Source organism: Acinetobacter sp. YH01005 (genome assembly GCF_013420465.1).
Taxonomy (GTDB): Bacteria; Pseudomonadota; Gammaproteobacteria; order Pseudomonadales; family Moraxellaceae; genus Acinetobacter; species Acinetobacter amyesii.
Genome location: NZ_VOYA01000011.1, coordinates 1 through 18,878 on the forward strand (window position 1 = coordinate 1; position 18,878 = coordinate 18,878).

Annotated in this window: 18 protein-coding genes; 11 read left to right on the forward strand and 7 right to left on the reverse strand. The window is 42.5% G+C overall.

Annotated features, from left to right (window positions below):
• Together FTT72_RS09340 and tusA are read right to left on the reverse strand one after the other, a co-directional pair.
• A partial coding sequence (locus tag FTT72_RS09340; protein WP_180178265.1) for a type VI secretion system Vgr family protein occupies positions 1 to 2,014 on the reverse strand: 2,014 nt, incomplete at its 3' end.
• A gap of 134 nt (positions 2,015 to 2,148) precedes the next feature.
• Positions 2,149 to 2,406: a sulfurtransferase TusA gene (tusA, locus tag FTT72_RS09345; RefSeq protein ID WP_180022606.1), complete on the reverse strand. Its 258-nt coding sequence runs from the start codon at positions 2,404 to 2,406 to the stop codon at positions 2,149 to 2,151.
• Between the two features lie 200 nt (positions 2,407 to 2,606).
• Between tusA and FTT72_RS09350 the strand changes: the two genes are divergently transcribed.
• Together FTT72_RS09350 and lnt are read left to right on the forward strand one after the other, a co-directional pair.
• On the forward strand, positions 2,607 to 3,446 hold the full coding sequence (locus FTT72_RS09350; RefSeq protein WP_078189781.1) for an HlyC/CorC family transporter: 840 nt from the start codon (positions 2,607 to 2,609) through the stop codon (positions 3,444 to 3,446).
• A complete protein-coding gene (gene lnt / locus FTT72_RS09355) occupies positions 3,443 to 5,002 on the forward strand; it encodes an apolipoprotein N-acyltransferase (RefSeq protein WP_180178266.1) in 1,560 nt (519 codons plus the stop codon). Before FTT72_RS09350 ends, lnt begins: the two co-directional genes overlap by 4 nt.
• 84 nt (positions 5,003 to 5,086) lie before the next feature.
• Here lnt and FTT72_RS09360 read toward each other — a convergent pair whose 3' ends face one another.
• From FTT72_RS09360 to gspF, 4 genes are all read right to left on the reverse strand, one after another.
• Positions 5,087 to 5,425 (reverse strand): tRNA-binding protein, encoded by a 339-nt coding sequence (locus FTT72_RS09360; protein WP_180178291.1) that lies wholly within the window; start codon positions 5,423 to 5,425, stop codon positions 5,087 to 5,089.
• Between the two features lie 247 nt (positions 5,426 to 5,672).
• On the reverse strand, positions 5,673 to 6,008 hold the full coding sequence (locus FTT72_RS09365) for a hypothetical protein (RefSeq protein ID WP_078189783.1): 336 nt from the start codon (positions 6,006 to 6,008) through the stop codon (positions 5,673 to 5,675).
• A gap of 283 nt (positions 6,009 to 6,291) precedes the next feature.
• Complete coding sequence (gene gspG / locus FTT72_RS09370; RefSeq protein WP_180022603.1) at positions 6,292 to 6,729, reverse strand: type II secretion system major pseudopilin GspG; 438 nt, start codon at positions 6,727 to 6,729, stop codon at positions 6,292 to 6,294.
• 36 nt (positions 6,730 to 6,765) lie between these two features.
• Positions 6,766 to 7,971 carry a type II secretion system inner membrane protein GspF gene (gspF, locus tag FTT72_RS09375; RefSeq protein WP_180164730.1) on the reverse strand — a complete coding sequence of 402 codons (1,206 nt, stop codon included), beginning with the start codon at positions 7,969 to 7,971 and terminating at the stop codon, positions 6,766 to 6,768.
• 150 nt (positions 7,972 to 8,121) lie between these two features.
• On the opposite strand from gspF, the gene FTT72_RS09380 reads away from it, so the two are divergent.
• The 9 genes from FTT72_RS09380 (at position 8,122) to FTT72_RS09420 (ending at position 17,091) form a co-directional block, all read left to right on the forward strand.
• Entirely contained in the window at positions 8,122 to 10,344 is a 2,223-nt protein-coding gene (locus tag FTT72_RS09380; protein ID WP_180178267.1) for a primosomal protein N', read from the forward strand.
• Between the two features lie 78 nt (positions 10,345 to 10,422).
• Complete coding sequence (locus tag FTT72_RS09385; RefSeq protein WP_111885622.1) at positions 10,423 to 12,264, forward strand: monovalent cation:proton antiporter-2 (CPA2) family protein; 1,842 nt, start codon at positions 10,423 to 10,425, stop codon at positions 12,262 to 12,264.
• Between the two features lie 50 nt (positions 12,265 to 12,314).
• Positions 12,315 to 13,190 carry an Hsp33 family molecular chaperone HslO gene (hslO, locus tag FTT72_RS09390; protein WP_078189788.1) on the forward strand — a complete coding sequence of 292 codons (876 nt, stop codon included), beginning with the start codon at positions 12,315 to 12,317 and terminating at the stop codon, positions 13,188 to 13,190.
• 260 nt (positions 13,191 to 13,450) lie between these two features.
• Positions 13,451 to 13,903: a DUF2147 domain-containing protein gene (locus FTT72_RS09395; protein WP_180041039.1), complete on the forward strand. Its 453-nt coding sequence runs from the start codon at positions 13,451 to 13,453 to the stop codon at positions 13,901 to 13,903.
• Positions 13,904 to 14,187: 284 nt separating this feature from the next.
• A complete protein-coding gene (locus FTT72_RS09400; protein WP_168377964.1) occupies positions 14,188 to 14,652 on the forward strand; it encodes a DUF2147 domain-containing protein in 465 nt (154 codons plus the stop codon).
• A gap of 188 nt (positions 14,653 to 14,840) precedes the next feature.
• Entirely contained in the window at positions 14,841 to 15,305 is a 465-nt protein-coding gene (locus FTT72_RS09405; protein ID WP_168377965.1) for a DUF2147 domain-containing protein, read from the forward strand.
• A gap of 141 nt (positions 15,306 to 15,446) precedes the next feature.
• On the forward strand, positions 15,447 to 16,409 hold the full coding sequence (locus FTT72_RS09410) for a DnaJ C-terminal domain-containing protein (protein WP_180041045.1): 963 nt from the start codon (positions 15,447 to 15,449) through the stop codon (positions 16,407 to 16,409).
• Between the two features lie 10 nt (positions 16,410 to 16,419).
• Positions 16,420 to 16,758, forward strand: coding sequence for a chaperone modulator CbpM (locus FTT72_RS09415; RefSeq protein WP_078189792.1), 339 nt, complete (start codon positions 16,420 to 16,422; stop codon positions 16,756 to 16,758).
• A 69-nt stretch (positions 16,759 to 16,827) separates the two neighbouring features.
• On the forward strand, positions 16,828 to 17,091 hold the full coding sequence (locus tag FTT72_RS09420) for a YdcH family protein (protein ID WP_180002890.1): 264 nt from the start codon (positions 16,828 to 16,830) through the stop codon (positions 17,089 to 17,091).
• A 478-nt stretch (positions 17,092 to 17,569) separates the two neighbouring features.
• Here the strand turns inward: FTT72_RS09420 and FTT72_RS09425 are convergent, their stop codons facing one another.
• Complete coding sequence (locus FTT72_RS09425; RefSeq protein ID WP_180041037.1) at positions 17,570 to 18,838, reverse strand: magnesium transporter CorA family protein; 1,269 nt, start codon at positions 18,836 to 18,838, stop codon at positions 17,570 to 17,572.
• Between the last annotated feature and the right edge of the window lie 40 nt (positions 18,839 to 18,878).

Below are 18,878 nucleotides of genomic sequence, written 5' to 3' on the forward strand. Positions count from 1 at the left end.
GGTTTTTCGCCACTTCACTTAAGGCTTTGCTGCTGTTTAAGTTCGCTTCGATTTGTTCTTTCGCCGCTTGTGCGTCGAGGTGCATTGCTGCTGCTTGTTGTTGTGGGTGTGTGCTGACAAGGAGCCCCTGTCCTGCTCGTACAGCGCCCCACTGGTCGGTTCTCAGTTCAAAGCCTTCGCCTCGACCTGCACTTTCTGCGGTTTCTTTAGGATGACTAAGGTTACCGAGGTTGAGCTGAGTGGCACCATGGGTGCTTTGTAATTGTGTCGAGATTTGTCCTGTGGTGTCATCAAAGCGCAGTTGTCCAAAGCCTTCACCTTGGACTTCCTTACTTTTTATTCCAGCCAATTTTTTGGTGTCTGGCAGTTTGCCTTTACTATCAAATTGGGTTGGACTGCGCTGTGCTTCATGTATGCGCCCCACCACAAATGGTCGGTCGATATTACCGTCAAAGAAATCAATGACCACGATTTCATTAATACGTGGTAAGAAACGTGCTCCATAGCCTTCGCCTGCCCATGGAGTCAGTACATCTACCCATGCAGAGTCCGTGTCATTGTCATTGCTGCCTGCACCGCCATCATGGCTGTGGTCATCACCACGGGTAAATAAGAAGCGGACTTTGATACGCCCCCATTCATCGACATGTATTTCTTCACCACTTGGCCCAACGACTTTAGCCCGTTGCGGATGGGTGCTTGGACGGTGTTCGAGTGGGTTATATTCAGGAACAGTCGAAATATTGCGGCGTTGTAATGTGAGCTGATTGGCCTGACGCTCGGCCTGTTCATGGATGGGTTTAATATTCCACTGGCTTTGTTCAATCAGTTGATTGACTTGTTCAGTGAGGTCTTTGGGTAAGTTATTTTGGTTATAGAATTTCTTTTCTGTAATTAAAAATTGCTTGTCTGCACCACTATGTTGATCGATTTCTGGGTGTTCATTCAGTTCAAACCAATAACCCACTTGTGTATCACGCACGGTCGATTGTGCATTGAATTTTTTAGATTGTAGCTCGTGGTAGCGCGTTAGGTTTTGATTCAGTTTTTCAATTTGTTGATTGGATGCTTTAGTCGCTTGATCCTCACCGTTTAAGTCTTGCATCCATGCAGGGCTAACATGCCATGCTTGCTCTAGACTTAAGCTGGCATTGTCTTGGCTTTGGCTATGCTGATGTTTGCTTTGAACTGAACCTGCGCCTTCTTCTTGGCTGAGTCCATCGGCTTGCCAGCGCTGTACATGGACCGCAGTCGGCTGAATGCTACGTTCACCGATCAAGCTGGTGATGCTGTCTTGTTTTTCAGTGGCGCTAGAGCGATGAAAGCGGATACTACGACGGCTGAGTGCTTGATATTGGCTATTGTCATCAATCAGGCGGAGTTTTTGTTTTTCAATTGGGGCTGAGGAAGGTGGCACTTTCAGCTGCGCTTCATCGATGAGCCAATTAATGCCTTCACTACGCCAAAGACGCGTTAAAAAGTCATAATCGCTTTCATTCGACTGCATGATGAAAGGTCGTACATCATAGTTCTGACTTAAACCGCTTAGATCTAGCGTTACACTGGCAGCAAAGAGCGGACTTTTGCTTTGCCATTCTTTAAAGAGAGTCTCACTGACTTCGCGCACCGATTTGTTCATAAACACACGACTGTTGCGGCGTTTATGCCATAGCGACGTTGCGTCTTCTAGAGTGAGTTTATATAGGGTGAGTGAACCGTCACTCTGGCCTTGGGTGGCTTCTGTAATAATACCCGTAGTACGGAAGAGTTCGCCCTGATCAGTCACTTGATCAACGGCGACCTGTGCGCCAATAAATTGTTTTAGTGGAATAAGTGCATTCGTAGATAGGCAAATCAAAGTCGCTTGCACGCCTTGGTTTAAGACATGCTCCCCATCAATACGTTGAATAAAAAGCTCGTCATTCAACGCAGGGTTGGAAAATTGCACATGAATGGCACGTTTTTGGGCGGATAAGCCTAATTTTTCAAGTATAAGAGCAATCGAATTTAACATTTTAAAAGTCTGTTTTTTAAACTTTGTATAATTATGCAGCGAATGATATAGGCTAGCCATCAGACTTGACCAGCCTATTTTATTAATAAAAATGTAACATCTTAATAATTATTATTTTTTTACAATCTCTTAAATTAACCTTTCTGAACCAAATAATGGAATTCTTTATTTCCATTTTCATCAAGACATTCTTCTTGAAGCAAAAGCTCATGACCTAAATGCATACAAAATTTCGGAATATCCCAAGAGGTCGAATTATCTGTTGCAAAAACCTCAACAATATCGCCCGATTTTGATTTACGAATGGCTTGATGCAACATCATCACAGGCTCAGGGCAACGTAAGCCACGGGTGTTTAATTGAATTGATGGGGACACAGAAGGCTCAGACATTAGAAAACTCAGTATTAAAATCTAGGGCTATTTTAGCATAATCCTGACGACCGAATGTTAGCTTGAAAAATGCAAACGATAGCGTCTTAAAATGACTTGATCGCTCATCATCTAGATCAACATTAACAATAGACAACTGTATTTTCTACGGTATGATAAAATCATCATTTATTAGATATTAAGAGTCTTTAGGAAAGATCATGCAAGAGGAATCCGGCCCGTCGTGGGGCATGCGCGGCTTACGTAAATGGCTGGGCACTGCACCAGAAACCCGTGACGAACTGTTGAAATTGGTACAAGATTCACGTCGCTTCTTAGAACCCGATACAGTTGCCATGCTCGAAGGGGTACTCGACTTACCTGCAACTAAAATCCGCGAGGTCATGACCCCCCGTACTGCGATGATCAGCTTGCAAGAAGATGATGAGCTATTAGATATTTTGCATGTACTTGTTGAATCTGCACACTCACGTTTCCCAGTCTTTTCCTCAGACCAGCCAGACAATGTTGTCGGTATTTTGTTGGCCAAAGATTTGTTGCCATTTTTGACAGAACCGACCACCAAAGTCGATATTCGTGCATTAATGCGTCAACCCTTATTTGTACCCGAGAGCGCGCGTTCTGACCAAGTTTTACGTATGTTGAAAAATACCCAAACCCATATCGCTGTAGTGATTGATGAATATGGCACAACTTCAGGCTTAGTCACTTTAGAGGACATTCTTGAAGAAATTGTGGGTGAAATTGAAGATGAACACGACAAAGTCGATGAAGAAGCTCAATTTATCATTCCAGATGAAGACCCACTCAGTGCAAATACATGGCTGGTTCAAGCACTTACACCAATTGAACATTTTAACAATCTTTTAGATGCTGATTTTTCAGATGATGAAGTAGAAACTGTGGGCGGCTTACTGCTACAAGAAATGGGCTTAGTCAGTGATTTACAAGGTCAAGTGATTGAACTTGAAAACTGGGAATTTACCATTTTGGAGGCAGATGCACGTACTATTCATCTGATCCGAGCTGTCCGTAAATGAGAACCTACTTTGATAAGCTGCTAAACCACTCAGAACAAAAAAAACAGCTACCTTTCATCTATCCTTTGCTGATTGCATTATTTTCAGGTGCCATCTTCAGCTTGTCGCTGGCACCTTATCATTATTGGTGGTTGGCAATTTTATCTCCAGCCCTGCTGTATGCTTGCTTAAGTCAGCGTGCCCCTAAACAATCGTTTTTCATTGGTCTAGCTTATGGCTTTGGCTTATGGTTTGTCGGGGCTTTTTGGCTGTATACCTCGATCCATGTCTATGGTGATACCAATTCAGCACTCAGTGTTTTGATGATTGCCATTATGGCGATTGTGATGGGCCTGTTTACCGCAGTTCAGAGTTGGCTCTACCGCCGCTTCTTTCCAGAAACCCCACTGACCTTTGCGCCACTGTGGGTGTTTTTCGAGTGGAGTAAAACTTGGGTCTTTACCGGTTTTCCATGGCTGTTTGCAGGTTATGCCTTTACTGAACGATTCCTCGATGGCTATGCGCCATTATTCGGGATCTTTGGGGTATCTTTTGCGGTCATTGTATTGGCCTGTGCCTTGGTTGAAATCCTACGTAAACGCATCTTTTGGATTGTTCCATCTGCCCTTGTTTTGCTCGGTGCATGGGGTGCAGCGCAACTGCAATTTGTTCAACCTAAAAATGAAAAACCGCTGAGTGTTTCTTTAATTCAAGGCAATATTCCACAAGATTTAAAATGGTTAACAGAATACCAAGCTCAAACCTTAATGAAATATGCGTCATTAAGTCGGACCGAATGGGGGCGTGATGTCATTGTTTGGCCAGAATCCTCCATTCCAATGTTCCAAACCGATATTGAGCCGTTTTTAGATGCGATGAAAGTCCAAGCCAATAAAACAGGCACGGCTTGGGTGACAGGTATTCCCTATTGGGACTTGACAGAATCACAGCAAAACCAACACCCTATGTATTACAACACCATCATGGCAACTGGTGATGAATCTTCAGGTCTATACAAGAAGCAACGTCTAGTCCCCTTTGGTGAATACATTCCGCTTTCAGGGATGTTAAGTTGGGTACTGCCAGCCTTACAAAATGACCCGTCGATGAGTGGTTTTTCACGTGGTGCAAACAACCAAAAACCTTTGAATGTTAAAGGTCATGATTTAGGTGCGGCGATTTGCTATGAAGTGGCTTATCCCAACTTAACGCGCCGTAATGCCAGTCAAAGTGACTATCTCGTGACCATTTCCAATGACGCGTGGTTTACTGGAACGGCGAGCCCGCATCAGCACCTACAAATGGTTCAAATGCGTGCCAAAGAAAATGGCCGTTGGTTTATCCGTGCAACCAATACCGGCATTACCGCCTTTATTGATCATAATGGTCACATTGTGAAACAGGCACCGATGGATAAAGATGCAGTACTGCGTGGTGATTTACCTGCTATGCAAGGCGAAACACTTTACACTCGCTTAAGTGATTTGCCTGTGTTGATTTTCTCATTCTTGTTATTGGTTCTCGGTTGGATTTATCGCCCGCGTAAAGTTGATATTTCTTTTAAATCACGCCGTTGATTCCTCTACAAAAGATCAAAAAAACCGAGCTTTGGCTCGGTTTTTTATTGATAAACGTTCAACGTGCTAGCTCATCCTACTTTTTCAAAGTAACTTGGTGCCTAGGGGAATCTCAGCATCGGGCACACAAAGAGCAACATACCCCTCTGCATTATGAAAACCTGTGACCAAACACTCTGACTGGATCGGCCCAATTTGTTTTTTTGGAAAATTCACGACAGCAACGACCAATTTTCCCACTAGATTTTCCGGCTGATATAGCTGTGTAATTTGCGCACTGGATTTTTTAATGCCCAGTTCCTCTCCAAAATCCACATAAAGAATGTACGCAGGTTTACGTGCTTGCTCAAAGACTTCCGCCTGTACAATTTTCCCCACACGTAATTCAACTTTCAAAAAATCTTGCCAATCGATCTGTTGCATCTTTTCCTCTTGCTTTTCTTTGTTGTACTTCATCTGACTATCTAAGATCTGATATCTAAGCATTATAAAAATTTCATTCAGGCTGACGATATGTGAAGCAGACATTCGATGCGTCAAAACAGACAAAGCAAGGTCATCTTAGAACACGTATCACATTAATGTACGCTTTGATCTAGGCTAACTGTTCATTTGCACGAGACATAAAAAAACTGGAACAAGCTCCAGTTTGGAAAGTTTAATTTTGGGGTTATAACTGCGTAACTAAATAGGAAAGCATGGCAGCTAAAGATACCATTGGAATATATCGATAAAGACGAACAACCATTTGTTCGATGGCAGATGCATGTTCTTGTTTTAAATTTGCCACAGTCGCTTTTAATGCAGACCAAAAACTTAAAGCCAGTAATGAACTCATTAAGCTCATGGCAAAGAAGCCCACCATAATTTGGCTACTGCCCTCAGTGCTTTGCCATAAATACACAATGCCTTGACTGATCGGCAGAATACTTAAAATCAAAAGAACAGATTTCAGCATAGACCAATGAAATTGGTTAATTTCATCCGTTAATAATAATGCTTTCATACTATCCTCCATGGCTAAAAAAGTACCATAAAAGATATTATGCTCGGTTTTATTTAAATGAAAAGCCTATATTTATTCATATTTTACGATTATTGTAATCAATAAAATTGGGAATAATTCTTATTATAAATATCACATATTTTATATTATATAATTTAAAGCAAATTCAACAACTTAATATTAATTTTATAATTAAGATTTATTATCACTTCACTCAATATTGAAACATCCTATTAAGTGAAGTGATTAATTCCATTAAAACTGAATTTATAATTATTCTCAGTTAGTGTTTATAGTAAATATCGGCATCATTTTCTTCACCGCCAGACTGACCATCCGCACCAAATGAATAAAGATCATAAGGACGGCCTTCAGAACCGGGAATCACATATTGAATGTCATTGTCCCAACTGTCTTTTGGATATTGCCCATTTAAGTATCCATCTGGTAACCAATTTTTTGCAGATTCTGGCTTAGTGATTAAGGCATTTAAACCACCATCTTGCATCGATGGATATTTACCATTATCAATTTTGTATTGCTTTAGTGCACCTGCCACAGTTTTTAAGGTAATCGCCGTAGTATCGACTTTGGCTTTTTCACCACGGCCCATCACGTTCGGTACAATCAGCGCAGCCAAAACACCTAAAATGACAATGACCACCATCACTTCAATTAAAGTAAAACCTTGTTGCTTCATATTTTTTGTCTTCACTTGCATGTTACAAATCTCTGTTCACATCATTGTTCGAATGTCTTAAATCATATTATTCATATTCACGATTGGCAGCATCACAGCAATCACGATCACCAGTACAATGCTCGCCATAAATACCAACATCAGCGGTTCAAGCAACGCCAATAAAGTTGAAATTAAGGTCGTCACTTCACGGTCTTGCATCGTCGACGCACGTTCTAGCATCCGATCCAATTCGCCTGAACTTTCACCACTTTTGATCATTTGTACCATCATCGGTGGGAAATAACCACTTCGCTCAAGCTGTGTTGCTAAATTACCACCTTCTGTTACTTTCTCTGCCGCAAGGTTGACCGAATCTCGAATCACCCAATTATTACTGACCGCTGCGCCAATTTTTAAAGCATCGACCAATGGCACGCCAGACTTGGTTAAAATCGACAAGGTACTGGCAAAACGAGCGGCATTAATACCTTTAGACAGTTTGGAAAATAACGGTAATTTCAAGGTCAATCGGTCAAAGGCATAATGTCCCGCCGCTGTTCTGAGGAATCGAACCAAGAGAAAAATCGAGACTACGCTACCGACCAATAAAAATGGCCAGGCCATTCGAATAAAATCACTGGCTTTCATTAAAGCGATCGTTATCCACGGCAAGGCATCTTTGCTTTGGTCAAAGGTTTTGACAATATCTGGGACCACATAGGTCATGAGTCCCATCACAATACCGAAAGACATTAACATCAGGATGATGGGATAAATCATCGCACCCTGCACTTTTTTTTGCATGGCAAAGCGGTTTTCGGTGTAATCGGCAAGTTGGTCGAGAATGAGATCGAGATGACCTGAACGCTCACCTGCTGCAATCGTGGCAATATACAGTTCAGGAAAGCGTCCCGCTTGTTGTAGTGCGTTGGCTAAAGAATGCCCTTCCAAAACTTTAGAACGCACCGACATCAACAGGTTTTGCACATGGGCTTTTTCGTTTTGTTTTCCCACAGCACGAATCGCTTCTTCTAATGGAATCGCAGCGGCAACCAAAACTGAAAGTTGGCGAGTCAATAAAGCCAAGTCATAGGCATTCAGCCCTTTTTGAAACAAGCGCTGCTGCGTGTGTTTGTCTTTTTGCTCTATCGGATCGACAGCAACTGGAATGAGTGACTGATCTCTGAGCTGTTGACGAATTTGACGCGCAGAATCACCCTCAAGTACACCCTTCTGCTGCTTCCCTGAAACGTCTATGGCAGTAAACTGATATGCAGGCATTGTAATGCTCTAATTTTCCAAAATTTCTATCAGCGCAGTTGCGTCTGACCATCAAAATCATTCATATTCTTAGATATAAAATATGAGCTCACTCTAACACAACTCCTTTACGATCACGACGAAATTTAATCAGGAACTTATCCACGTTTTATGGCAAATTCAGCGAGCATTGCAACACCTATTTACCGCGTTCGAGTCGCCGTTCCGGTATATTTATACGACTGCTTCGATTACAGCTTAAGCCAAGAGCAATACCAACAAGCTGAAGTAGGTGCACGCGTTGCTGTATCTTTTGGTCGGCAAAATTTGACCGGCATCATCGTGGAAAAAATTGCACCCGATGCACCACTCAATTCAAGCTTTAAACTCAAGGCCATTACCGAACTACTTGATGATCGCGCCATTTTAGATGAGAAAGTTTTAAATTTATTGACATGGTCTGCACAGTATTACCAATTTCCGATTGGTGAAGTGATGCAAAGTGCCCTTCCGACCCTGTTACGCCAAGGAAAACCGTATAATTTATTGGCACGTACATGGAATCTCCTCGACCTCCATGCCGATGATAAAATTAAGCGTTCGGAACGACAGCAAGAAGCCTATAAAATTTTAAAATTACATCCAACTGGAACTGGGGAAAATTTACTCAATTTAGCAGGTGTGGAAACCGCGACACTCAAAGCATTAGAGAAAAAAGGTATCTGCCAATGTGTCTTGGCCGAACAGGACTTTAGCCCGATGCCTATGAGCATGGCGCAAATGCCACTCACTGCAAATCTGGAGCAAAAGAAAGCCATTGATCGGGTGTTAAAAGCGCGGAATCAATATCAGGCATTTTTACTTGATGGTCTCACCGGCAGTGGTAAAACCGAAGTCTATTTACAAATCATGCAAGAGGTTCTAAAGCAAAGCAAACAGGTCTTGGTTTTAGTGCCTGAAATTGGACTTACCCCACAGACCATCAGCCGTTTCCAATCACGTTTTCATTGCAATATTGCTCTACTACATTCGGGTTTAAACGATTCAAAACGTATGCAAGCTTGGCAAGCGGCGCAAACAGGTAAGGCATCTATTATCTTAGGCACGCGTTCTGCGATTTATACGCCACTGCCTAATTTGGGTTTGATTGTGATTGATGAAGAGCATGATCTGTCCTTTAAACAACAAGAAGGCTTTCGCTATCACGCTCGGGATGTCGCACTTTACCGTGGGCATCTGGAACAATGCCCTGTCATTTTAGGTTCTGCCACGCCTAGTATCGAGTGCTATGCACTGGCGAAACAAGGCAAAATGACCGTACTGGAATTGAACCAACGTGCGGGCACTGCGGTCATGCCGAAAATGCACATCCTTGATCTGAAAGTGGCACAGAAACAGCATGGAATCAGCCAATTATTAATTGGTGAAATCCGTAAGCGCCTTGAAAAAAAAGAACAAGTGTTAGTGTTCTTAAACCGTCGTGGATATGCCCCGGTTTTAATTTGTGAAAGCTGTGCATGGCAGGCCAAATGTCCGCACTGTGATGCCAATTTCACGGTACACCGCACACCCTATCAACACCTACATTGTCACCACTGCGGCACCATTCACCGTATGCCAGAGCATTGTCCACAGTGTAATCACCAAGAACTGAAATCCGTGGGTATGGGTACAGCGAAGGTTGAAGAAAGCCTAAATGAGCTATTTCCGCAGCATGACGTTATACGGGTCGATCGTGATTCCACCAGTCGAGTCGGCAGTTGGCAAAAAATCTATGACAAGATTCAAAAAAGCGAACCTGCCATTTTACTCGGTACACAAATGCTGGCCAAAGGACATCATTTCCCTTACGTCACCTTGGTGGCGATTTTAGATATCGATTCAGGTCTACTGAGTGTGGACTTCCGTGCCATCGAGCGTACTGCACAGCTCATTGTACAAGTCACTGGGCGTGCCGGCCGTGGTGAACGTAAAGGCGATGTGTTTTTACAAACCCTAAGACCCGACCATCCGCTTTTGAATATCTTGGTCAATGAGGACTATCGAAAATTTGCCAAAGAAACCATGAAAGAACGGGAAATGGCACAAATGCCACCGTTTCGCTATGCCGCATTGGTGCGCTGTGAGTCCAAAAACCAAGAACTCAATACTGAATTTTTACAGCAACATGCCCAATTGCTGCGTCAGGACTCTGCTGGAATTATTGACATTTGGGGGCCGATTCCTGCCCCGATGGAGCGCAAAGCGGGACGTTATCAATCCCACATGGTTTTACTGTCTACAGATCGTGCGCGCTTACATTATTATCTGCGTTATTGGTGGCAAAACATCTTGCATAACAAGCCATCAAATATGAAATTGAGCCTCGATATAGACCCACAGGAACTCAGTTAAACGCGTACAATTCAGTCTGAAAAATCAGTCATACTGAATTGCAACTTTCGACCAAAAATACCACTCTAGGACGAGTAAATGTCACTACTGTTACAGATCACAATTTTCCTTGGCGCATCCTTATTGCTTGTCCCTTTGCTCAAGCGCTTTGGTATTGCAACGGTTTTGGGATATCTGTTCACTGGTATTTTGCTCGGCCCCGATGTCTTTAACATTGCCAGTGATCCCCAAGCGATCCAAGATCTCGCTGAGTTTGGCGTGATTTTGCTGATGTTCCTGATCGGCCTCGAACTCCGCCCACAGCGTCTATGGAGTATGCGTAGTTCTATTTTCGGCATGGGTAGTTTACAAGTTGGTCTGACCGGTCTTGTTTTAGCGCTAGGCAGTTTTTTTGCCTTACAACAAGGCATTGCAGCCAGTATCGTTATCGGTTTCGCTCTCGCTCTTTCTTCTACTGCCTTTGTCTTGCAGATGCTGAGTGAAAAACAGCAATTAAACACCACCTATGGGCAACAATCCTTTTCGATTTTGCTGTTTCAAGATATGGCTGCAATTCCGCTGATTGCAGTCATCCCCCTGCTCGCAGGGACAGAATCATCACATCACGGAATCGCCTATTTCGCTGCCATCATTGCGACTTTTTCAGGCTTATTTTTATTTAGTCGATACTTAATGCGGCCTTTTTTCCGCTTCGTCGCGAAAAGTGGCGCGCATGAACTGATCACTGCTGTTGGCTTATTTATTGTGCTGGGTGTCGTGGTGTTGATGGATGTACTGGGCATCAGTACCACACTCGGAGCATTTCTGACCGGCGTGCTATTGGCAGACTCGGAATTCCGCCATGAACTCGAAGCCAGTATTGCTCCGTTTAAAGGGCTTTTACTTGGTTTGTTCTTTATGACCGTGGGCATGACCACAGAACTGTCGTTGTTTGTTGAAATGCCATGGTTCATTATCGGTGGTGCATTGGCACTGATGCTCATCAAAATGGCGTCACTTACGGCGATTGCGCGTTATCTTAAAAATTCATGGCGCAACAGTATTTTACTGGCGACCTGTTTGGCTCAAGGCGGTGAATTTGCCTTTGTGGTCTTTAGTGTGGCGAAAAGTGAAAATGTCGTACAGCAAGCCATTTTGGAGCCATTAACCCTCATCGTCACTTTGTCGATGGTGTTGACCCCTATGTTGTACTGGTTAATACAATCACAAATTTTGCCACGTTTTAATCCAAAAACCATCCCCGAATATGACGACATTCCGGATGAACATAATCCTGTGATTATTGCGGGCTTTGGACGTTTTGGACAAATCATTGCTCGTGTGGCGCATTTACAGCATTTGTCTTTTACCGCCATTGATAGCAACTTAGACAAAGTCGATTTCGTACGTAATTATGGTGGTCATCTGTATTATGGCGATGCCACACAACCAGATATTTTACGCGCTGCGGGCATTGAACATGCCAAAGTGTTCGTCCTTGCTATAGATGATATTGAAGACTCGATGAACGTGGCGCGTCATATTCGCCTGAATTACCCTCAGTTAAAATTATTGGTCCGTGCGCGTGACCGTCATCAGGTGCATCTGCTGCGTGATTTGGGGATTGAGCATATTTGGCGTGAAACCTATTTATCGTCTTTAGGAATGGCCTATCACATGCTGTGCGACTTAGGCATCAGCGATGAAGATGCCTATAAAAGTATCGAATTGTTCCGTGATTATGATGAAAAACTGCTGACTCAACAGCAGCAAATCTATACCGATGAACAAAAAATTTATGAAACGCATCGTAACGCTTTAGCTGAACTGGAACATTTGTTTGAAAGCGATGCGCAAGCCCGTGAAAAACCTACAGGTGTTGATTTACAACGCAGCTTACAACGTCATCGTATTGATGTCACAAGAGATGATAATGAATGACTTGTGTTTTACAATATCGTCACCATTAAAGCAGGGTTATGGAGAATTTTATGTCAGATTTACGCCAACGCTTTTTTATTGAAGATAGCCCTGTTCGTGGAGAAGTGGTTCATCTTGAAGAAGCCCTACAAACGATTCTTGCACAGCGTGACTATGCACCTGCTGTACAAATTCTCTTGGGTGAAATGCTCAGCGCGACTGCCTTGTTGGCCAGCACCTTAAAAATTAAAGGTCGTATTAGCTTACAAATTCAGGCTGCAGGCACTTTTAAATGGGCAATGGCGGAATGTAATCATCTCGGTGAAGTTCGCGCACTTGCAGATTATGAAGAAGACCCGCACTTTCAAACCGCTGAAGACAGCAGCACGGTACTGAAAGCCTTGGTAAACCCAGTACTTTTCATTAATATCGAGCCTGAATTTGGTGAGCGTTATCAAGGGATTGTACCTTTAGACAAACCGACTTTAGCGGGTTGCTTGATGCAATATTATGATCTATCTGCACAGATCCCAACACGCATCGTCTTAGCAAGCAGCAACAGCCGTTCAGGTGGTTTACTGATCCAGTTATTACCTCGGAATAGCGAAGAAGAACAACGCCGAGTTGATGAAGATCTATGGCCACGTTTAACCATGCTGACCGAGACATTAAAAGCAGAAGAGTTAACGTCTTTATCTGCAAACGAAATTTTATATCGTTTATATAACGAAGAAGAAGTTCGTCTACCTGAAACTGAAGCCTTAAAATTTGGCTGCACATGTTCAAAAGAACGCTGTGCGACAGCACTTGAACAAATTGGTGTTGCTGCAGTTCGTGAAACCTTAGAGTTTCAAAACCCAATTGAAATGGACTGCCAATTCTGTAATACAAAATATACCTTTACGGCAGAAGAAGCTTTATCCCTTTTTGGTCAACACCTTAGCTAAATCATTGCATGATTAAAAGCCTAAATCTAAGCATCCTTCGGGGTGCTTTTTTATTGTCCCGATAAAATTTAGACCTACTACTTTCTTGCGCTTAGTCGAATGGGTTCGAACTATAAAGCATCAACATGATCAGCTGTATTTGCGATCAATTTTTTTTCGAGTAGAATCGCGCCAGAAATATCGCGCCAGAAATAAAGTCAAAAAAACCAACAAAGCTTTATTTTTAATTGAAAAATAATGTAAAAAAAACTGGATAAATTATGAAACTCAAAACACTCGCTATTGCTTTAGCCATGTTCTACTTTGGCCCAATGACAGCACATGCAGCAGACCTCGTCGGGACATGGAAAACCATAGATGATAAAACAGGCTATGCTCGTGCTGAAGTCCAAATCACTAAATTAAAAGACGGCAGCTATAGCGGTAAAATCACCAAAGTGCATGCCATCCCCAACCGCCCTGTCACCACGATTTGTGAAAAATGCGAAGGTAAACTCAAAAATGCACCCTTAATTGGTTTACCGATATTCTCTGGCTTTAAACATAATGCAAAAGAGAATGCGTACACCGATGGCAAGGTGATCGACCCACTTTCAGGCAATACTTATCAAGGTAAAGGGCAATTGAATGCGCGCGGCAATGTCCTGACACTTCGAGGTTATGTTGGAACCACGCTTCTCGGCCGGACGGTATCTTGGATCCGCGTCAACTAAAGTCGCCATTTGGCTTTCATTGGCATGATGAACTCAACTCCAGACGAGTTCATCATGCCGATAATAATCTACTTTGAGATGAATTCCGACTATTTTACTAGTGCGTAGACGTTCAGCATAAACCTCATTTAGCGCCAACTCGTTCATGTTTTGGCTCAAAATATAAATACCAATTCTTAAAAAATCACTAGAATATTCATATTATTTCAGGCTACATTAAAACCATAATATTTTTATGCCTTTAAGTTTTAGGCATCCGCTTTTTGTGTAATGTGGGTAATTGTATGGCTGTTAAATTCCTCCCTTCTATCCTGTTCGGCATGTTCTCCATCTGCAGTTTATCCTCTGCTTTTGCAGCGATTGACCCCTTAGTGGGGACATGGAAAACCATTGATGATCGAACAGGATATTCCCTTGCCGATGTGGTGATTCGTAAAGATAAGCATGACCTGTATTCGGCCACCATTATCCAAAGCCGAAGCGTACCCGGAACAGCAAATGTTTCGACATGCACGCAATGCACCGGTGCTCAGAAAAATAAACCCATGGTCGGTTTAACCACTTTAAGCGGCCTAAGCGCTGATCCAGAAAAGCCCAATGAATTTGTGGGTGGAGTGATGCTCGATCCCAAATCAGGCAAGCACTACAATGCACGCGCTCGTTTGATGAATAATGGCAAGCATTTGATCATCAATGGTCGTACTGAAGGCTCTGCAATTGGACGCAATGTCACTTGGGTCAAAAACTAAGCACGAGGCCTTTAAATCATTAAAGGCCTTTTTTAACTTAAAAATTAGAGTAAAAACTCCATATTAAAGCAGTGTTTTAAAAAAATCTGCCAAATACATCACAAACCATCACATTGATTTTGTAGGGCTTTATATATAAATTAGGCAACTTACTCTAAAAACACAATTCTGAATTTTCAGGGGATGAAATGAAAAAAATATATCAACAATTATTTGCCGGAATAGTACTTAGCACTTTGTCAGGATTGTCAATCGCTGCGGAAACCGATCCGCTAGTGGGTAAGTGGAAAACTGTCGATGACCGCACCGGATATTCACGTGCAGACGTTGAAATTCGCAAAAAAGCCGATGGAAGCTATGAAGGCATCATTGTCACCACACGCAATGTCCCTGGCACTGAAAAAATGGGCGTCTGCTCGAACTGCCCAGGTGAATTGAAAAATAAACCTTTTATCGGCTTGCCATTTATTTGGGACTTTAAACAAGATCCAAAAAATCCACGTGAATTCCAAAACGGTAAAGTTCTGGACCCGATTGGTGGAAAAATCTATAAAGGCAAAGCAAGACTTAGTGCTTCAGGAAAACATTTAACTATACGTGGGTATGTTGGTGTATCTGTGATTGGTCGTAGTGTCACTTGGATAAAATATTAATTTTAAATGTGTTTTTAAAAGCCTCCTCGTGAGGCTTTTTTATTGTCATGTTTTGAAACAATATGCTGCAGTTTGCCCCTATGACAGTTTGATGAACCCTTCTATATTGATTAAAACATGATTAATATTTATACAGAGAGTATGCCAGACAATCACTATCAAACTTTAGGGATCGCCCGAGATGCTTCGGCAGATCAAATTAAAAAAGCCTATCGAAAATTGGCGCGTAAATATCACCCTGACGTCAGCAAAGAAGCTGATGCCGAAACGCGTATGCAAGCGATTAATGTTGCATACGACACTTTAAGTGATGCCGAAAAGAAAAAACAATACGATTTTGAACTCGATCATCCTCAAGGATTTGCTGGGTTTAATGCTGGCAACCAAGGTGGTTTTGACCAATCTCAGTTTTATCGCCAATCGACGAGTGATGGTCAGCATGCGGACTTTAGTGGATTTGAAGACTTGTTTGGTCGTTTTGGGCAAGGCTTTGGTGGCGGTGACTATCAGTATCAACGTGCAAACCGCCAAACCAAGAGCTTCCGTGGTGAAGACCAACACGCCAGTTTAGAAGTGGATTTAGAAATCGCATTTCATGGTGCAACGCAGAATATCACCTTGCAGATTCCGAGCTTAAATGCCCATGGTGAGCCTGAAGTTCAACGTAAAACCCTACAAGTCAAAATTCCTGCAGGCATGAAATCAGGTCAACAAATTCGACTCTCGGGCCAAGGGCAAGCTGGCTATAACGGTGGAGCTGCTGGTAATTTATACATTGAAATTTTGTATAAACAAACCGAGCAAACCCGTGTAGAAGGTGCTGATATTTTCCAACAACTGAATATCAGTCCTTGGGAAGCAGCATTGGGTCAAAAAATTGCATTTACCAGTCCTGATGGCAAAACATTAGAGCTACAGATTCCTAAAAATGCGCGTACTGGACAGCAGCTACGATTAAAGGACAAAGGGATACCAAACAAAACACCCGGACAGCTTTACCTGGTTTTAAATATAGTGATACCAGCTGCACAAACAGAACAAGAGCAACAAGCTTATGCGGCTTTTGCTCAAGCTTTTCCGTCATTTAATCCACGACAGTCTTAAGGAGAGCACCATGACAACAATTCATTATCGTGAAATTGTCTGTGACGGATGTAAACAGACTGAAATCGTAGACGAAAAAAGTAGTTTTGATCTACAACACTTTGCCTCTGCCTGTGGGCAAAGTCCAGAATGGGTTCTGCAACTACTCGAATACGATATTCTGCCTAGCCGTTCAGAAGACAGGATTCATCAATTTTTTGGCGATGATATATCTCGCGCACGGCGTGCCTATCGGCTTCAACGAGATTTCGATGCCAGTTTTACTGCGGTCGCCATGATGCTCGACCTGATTGATGAAGTCCAACAACTACGTCGCCAAGTGAAACACCAACAGCTTCATTCGCACTAAATGTATTCGTGAACGCTCTGTCCTGCAGGGCGTTTTTCTTTTTTCTTGTAGAGGAAATGATCGACAACCATGAAAACACGAGATTGCAATAAAAAAGTCAAAAACATGTTTCCTGAGTACCGTGATTTGGTCACTCAGTTACGTGATGAAAATCCGCATTTTGCGCGGATCTTTGAAGAACATGATGAGTTGGATCGCGAAATCATTCAATTGGAATTAGATCCTGTTAATCACTACAACACGGATATTGAGACCATTAAGCGTAAGAAATTAAAGCTAAAAGATGAAATTTATCGCTTACTGAAAAGTAATGAAAATGATGATATATCTTGAGATATCGACTCGTATAGGGGAATTTTCATGATGCATGTCGTTCGCAGTACAACCCACGAGGCTAAGCAATTGAATTGCTAAGACCATAAGGATCGGTCAAATCGCGTTGTACTGCAGATTCTTTAAAAAACAAAATGTAAAAACAATAAAATCATGACAAAGGATTCATCATGCACATGCATCATGTCCTATTGGGTGGCATTACTCAGTTTCAGTAGTCTATTACATGCCAGTGATAAACGAGTATTTGAAAAACCATGGATGACCAAACAGGATATTCACGCGGTGATGTGACCATCGTCAAAAATGCCGACGGGACGTATAGTGGAACACTTACTGCAATACGCCCAATGCCGTACAAGCCCTTGGTCGAAGTGTGCTTAAAACGCAAAGGCAAACTCAAATATGCACCCTTGGTGAGTCTCGAAGTTATCAAAGGATTTAAAGCAGACCCATCCATCAGAGAAGCTAACGCGAACTATTTGAGTTTCGTCAGCTTCTCAATTTCTTTCATAGTTTTAACCGTACCTTTGACTGTGCCCTTCACCGTTTGTTTAATTGGTTCATAATCCATAAACCAAAACAAATTCATGTGTTGATCGCCATGTTGCTGTGCCAGCATATCAATCACACTTTTTTCGCCACGCCCCACCAAATGCCGTCGATAAAAATAATACAGCAGTAAAATCGTGGTAATCAACATGATACCAAGCATGATCCAAAAACCGGTTGGCGATTTGAGTCCGGGAATAAACTCAAAGTTCATACCGTATATACCAGTTAATAAGGTTAATGGTGCGAAAATCGCCGTAATAATCGCTAAAATACGCATATTTTCATTGGTTTGGTTGGCAACGGCTGAAAAATGCAGATCAATGGCGGCCTGCACGGCACTGCGTAATCGTGTGGTGTGTTTTTGAATGCGTTCGATATGGCTAGTTAAATCATCTACGCGAACCAGCATGATATCCTGCTTTTCACTGCGCTTTTTGCCTTTCAAATGCGGGTAATTATCCACAACTTCATCACGCAGTTCTTGCAAGGCTTCAATTTGCTCTTCACACAAGTTTTCCACTTGCTGAAAGGCCATATTTTCCTGCAACAGTTGATGCCACTTGGTAAACCGTCGATGCCCTTGTAATAACTCTTGCTGCCAAAACTCGACACGGCGCGTCAAAGGAACACGTAAATCCAAGTATCCATCCACCATATTATTCAGTAAGCGCAATGCCAAATCTAAGGGCGTCATGGCTAATTTTCGTGGTTTATTTTGTTCATCAATCGGACGAGAAATTAAGGTTTCAATCCGCTGGATATAACTTTCAATGGCTTTGTTGCCCTTTTCACGAACCGTAATCAGCACTTGGGGCGTGAGCAAAAAACTGATCGGGGTAGTCGCCAAACCAAAGACCCGCTCATGCTTTTCAAGCGCGTCGGCGCCTGCAACAATTTGGTCATCGGGGGTGACCATTTTTCTAAAAATTAATAAATCGTAATCATCGAGTGTGTCAAAGGCACACGGATGCTCTAGATTTAAAATATCCCACAGATGATATTCATTGACCCGTAGATCACACGCCTGAATAATCTCACGCTGCCATTGCTCAGGGCGGTTAACGACATCTTCACGGGTACAATCAATCCAAATAAACTCAGGCTCAAGTTCAGGATGATGCTCACATTGCACTTGGTCTTGCACATAGATATGCGCGGCTGTTGGATGCTGAAAAAAATAATAGGTTTGCATATCTCATTTATTATTGTGTTTACTTTTTGCATGATGCCAT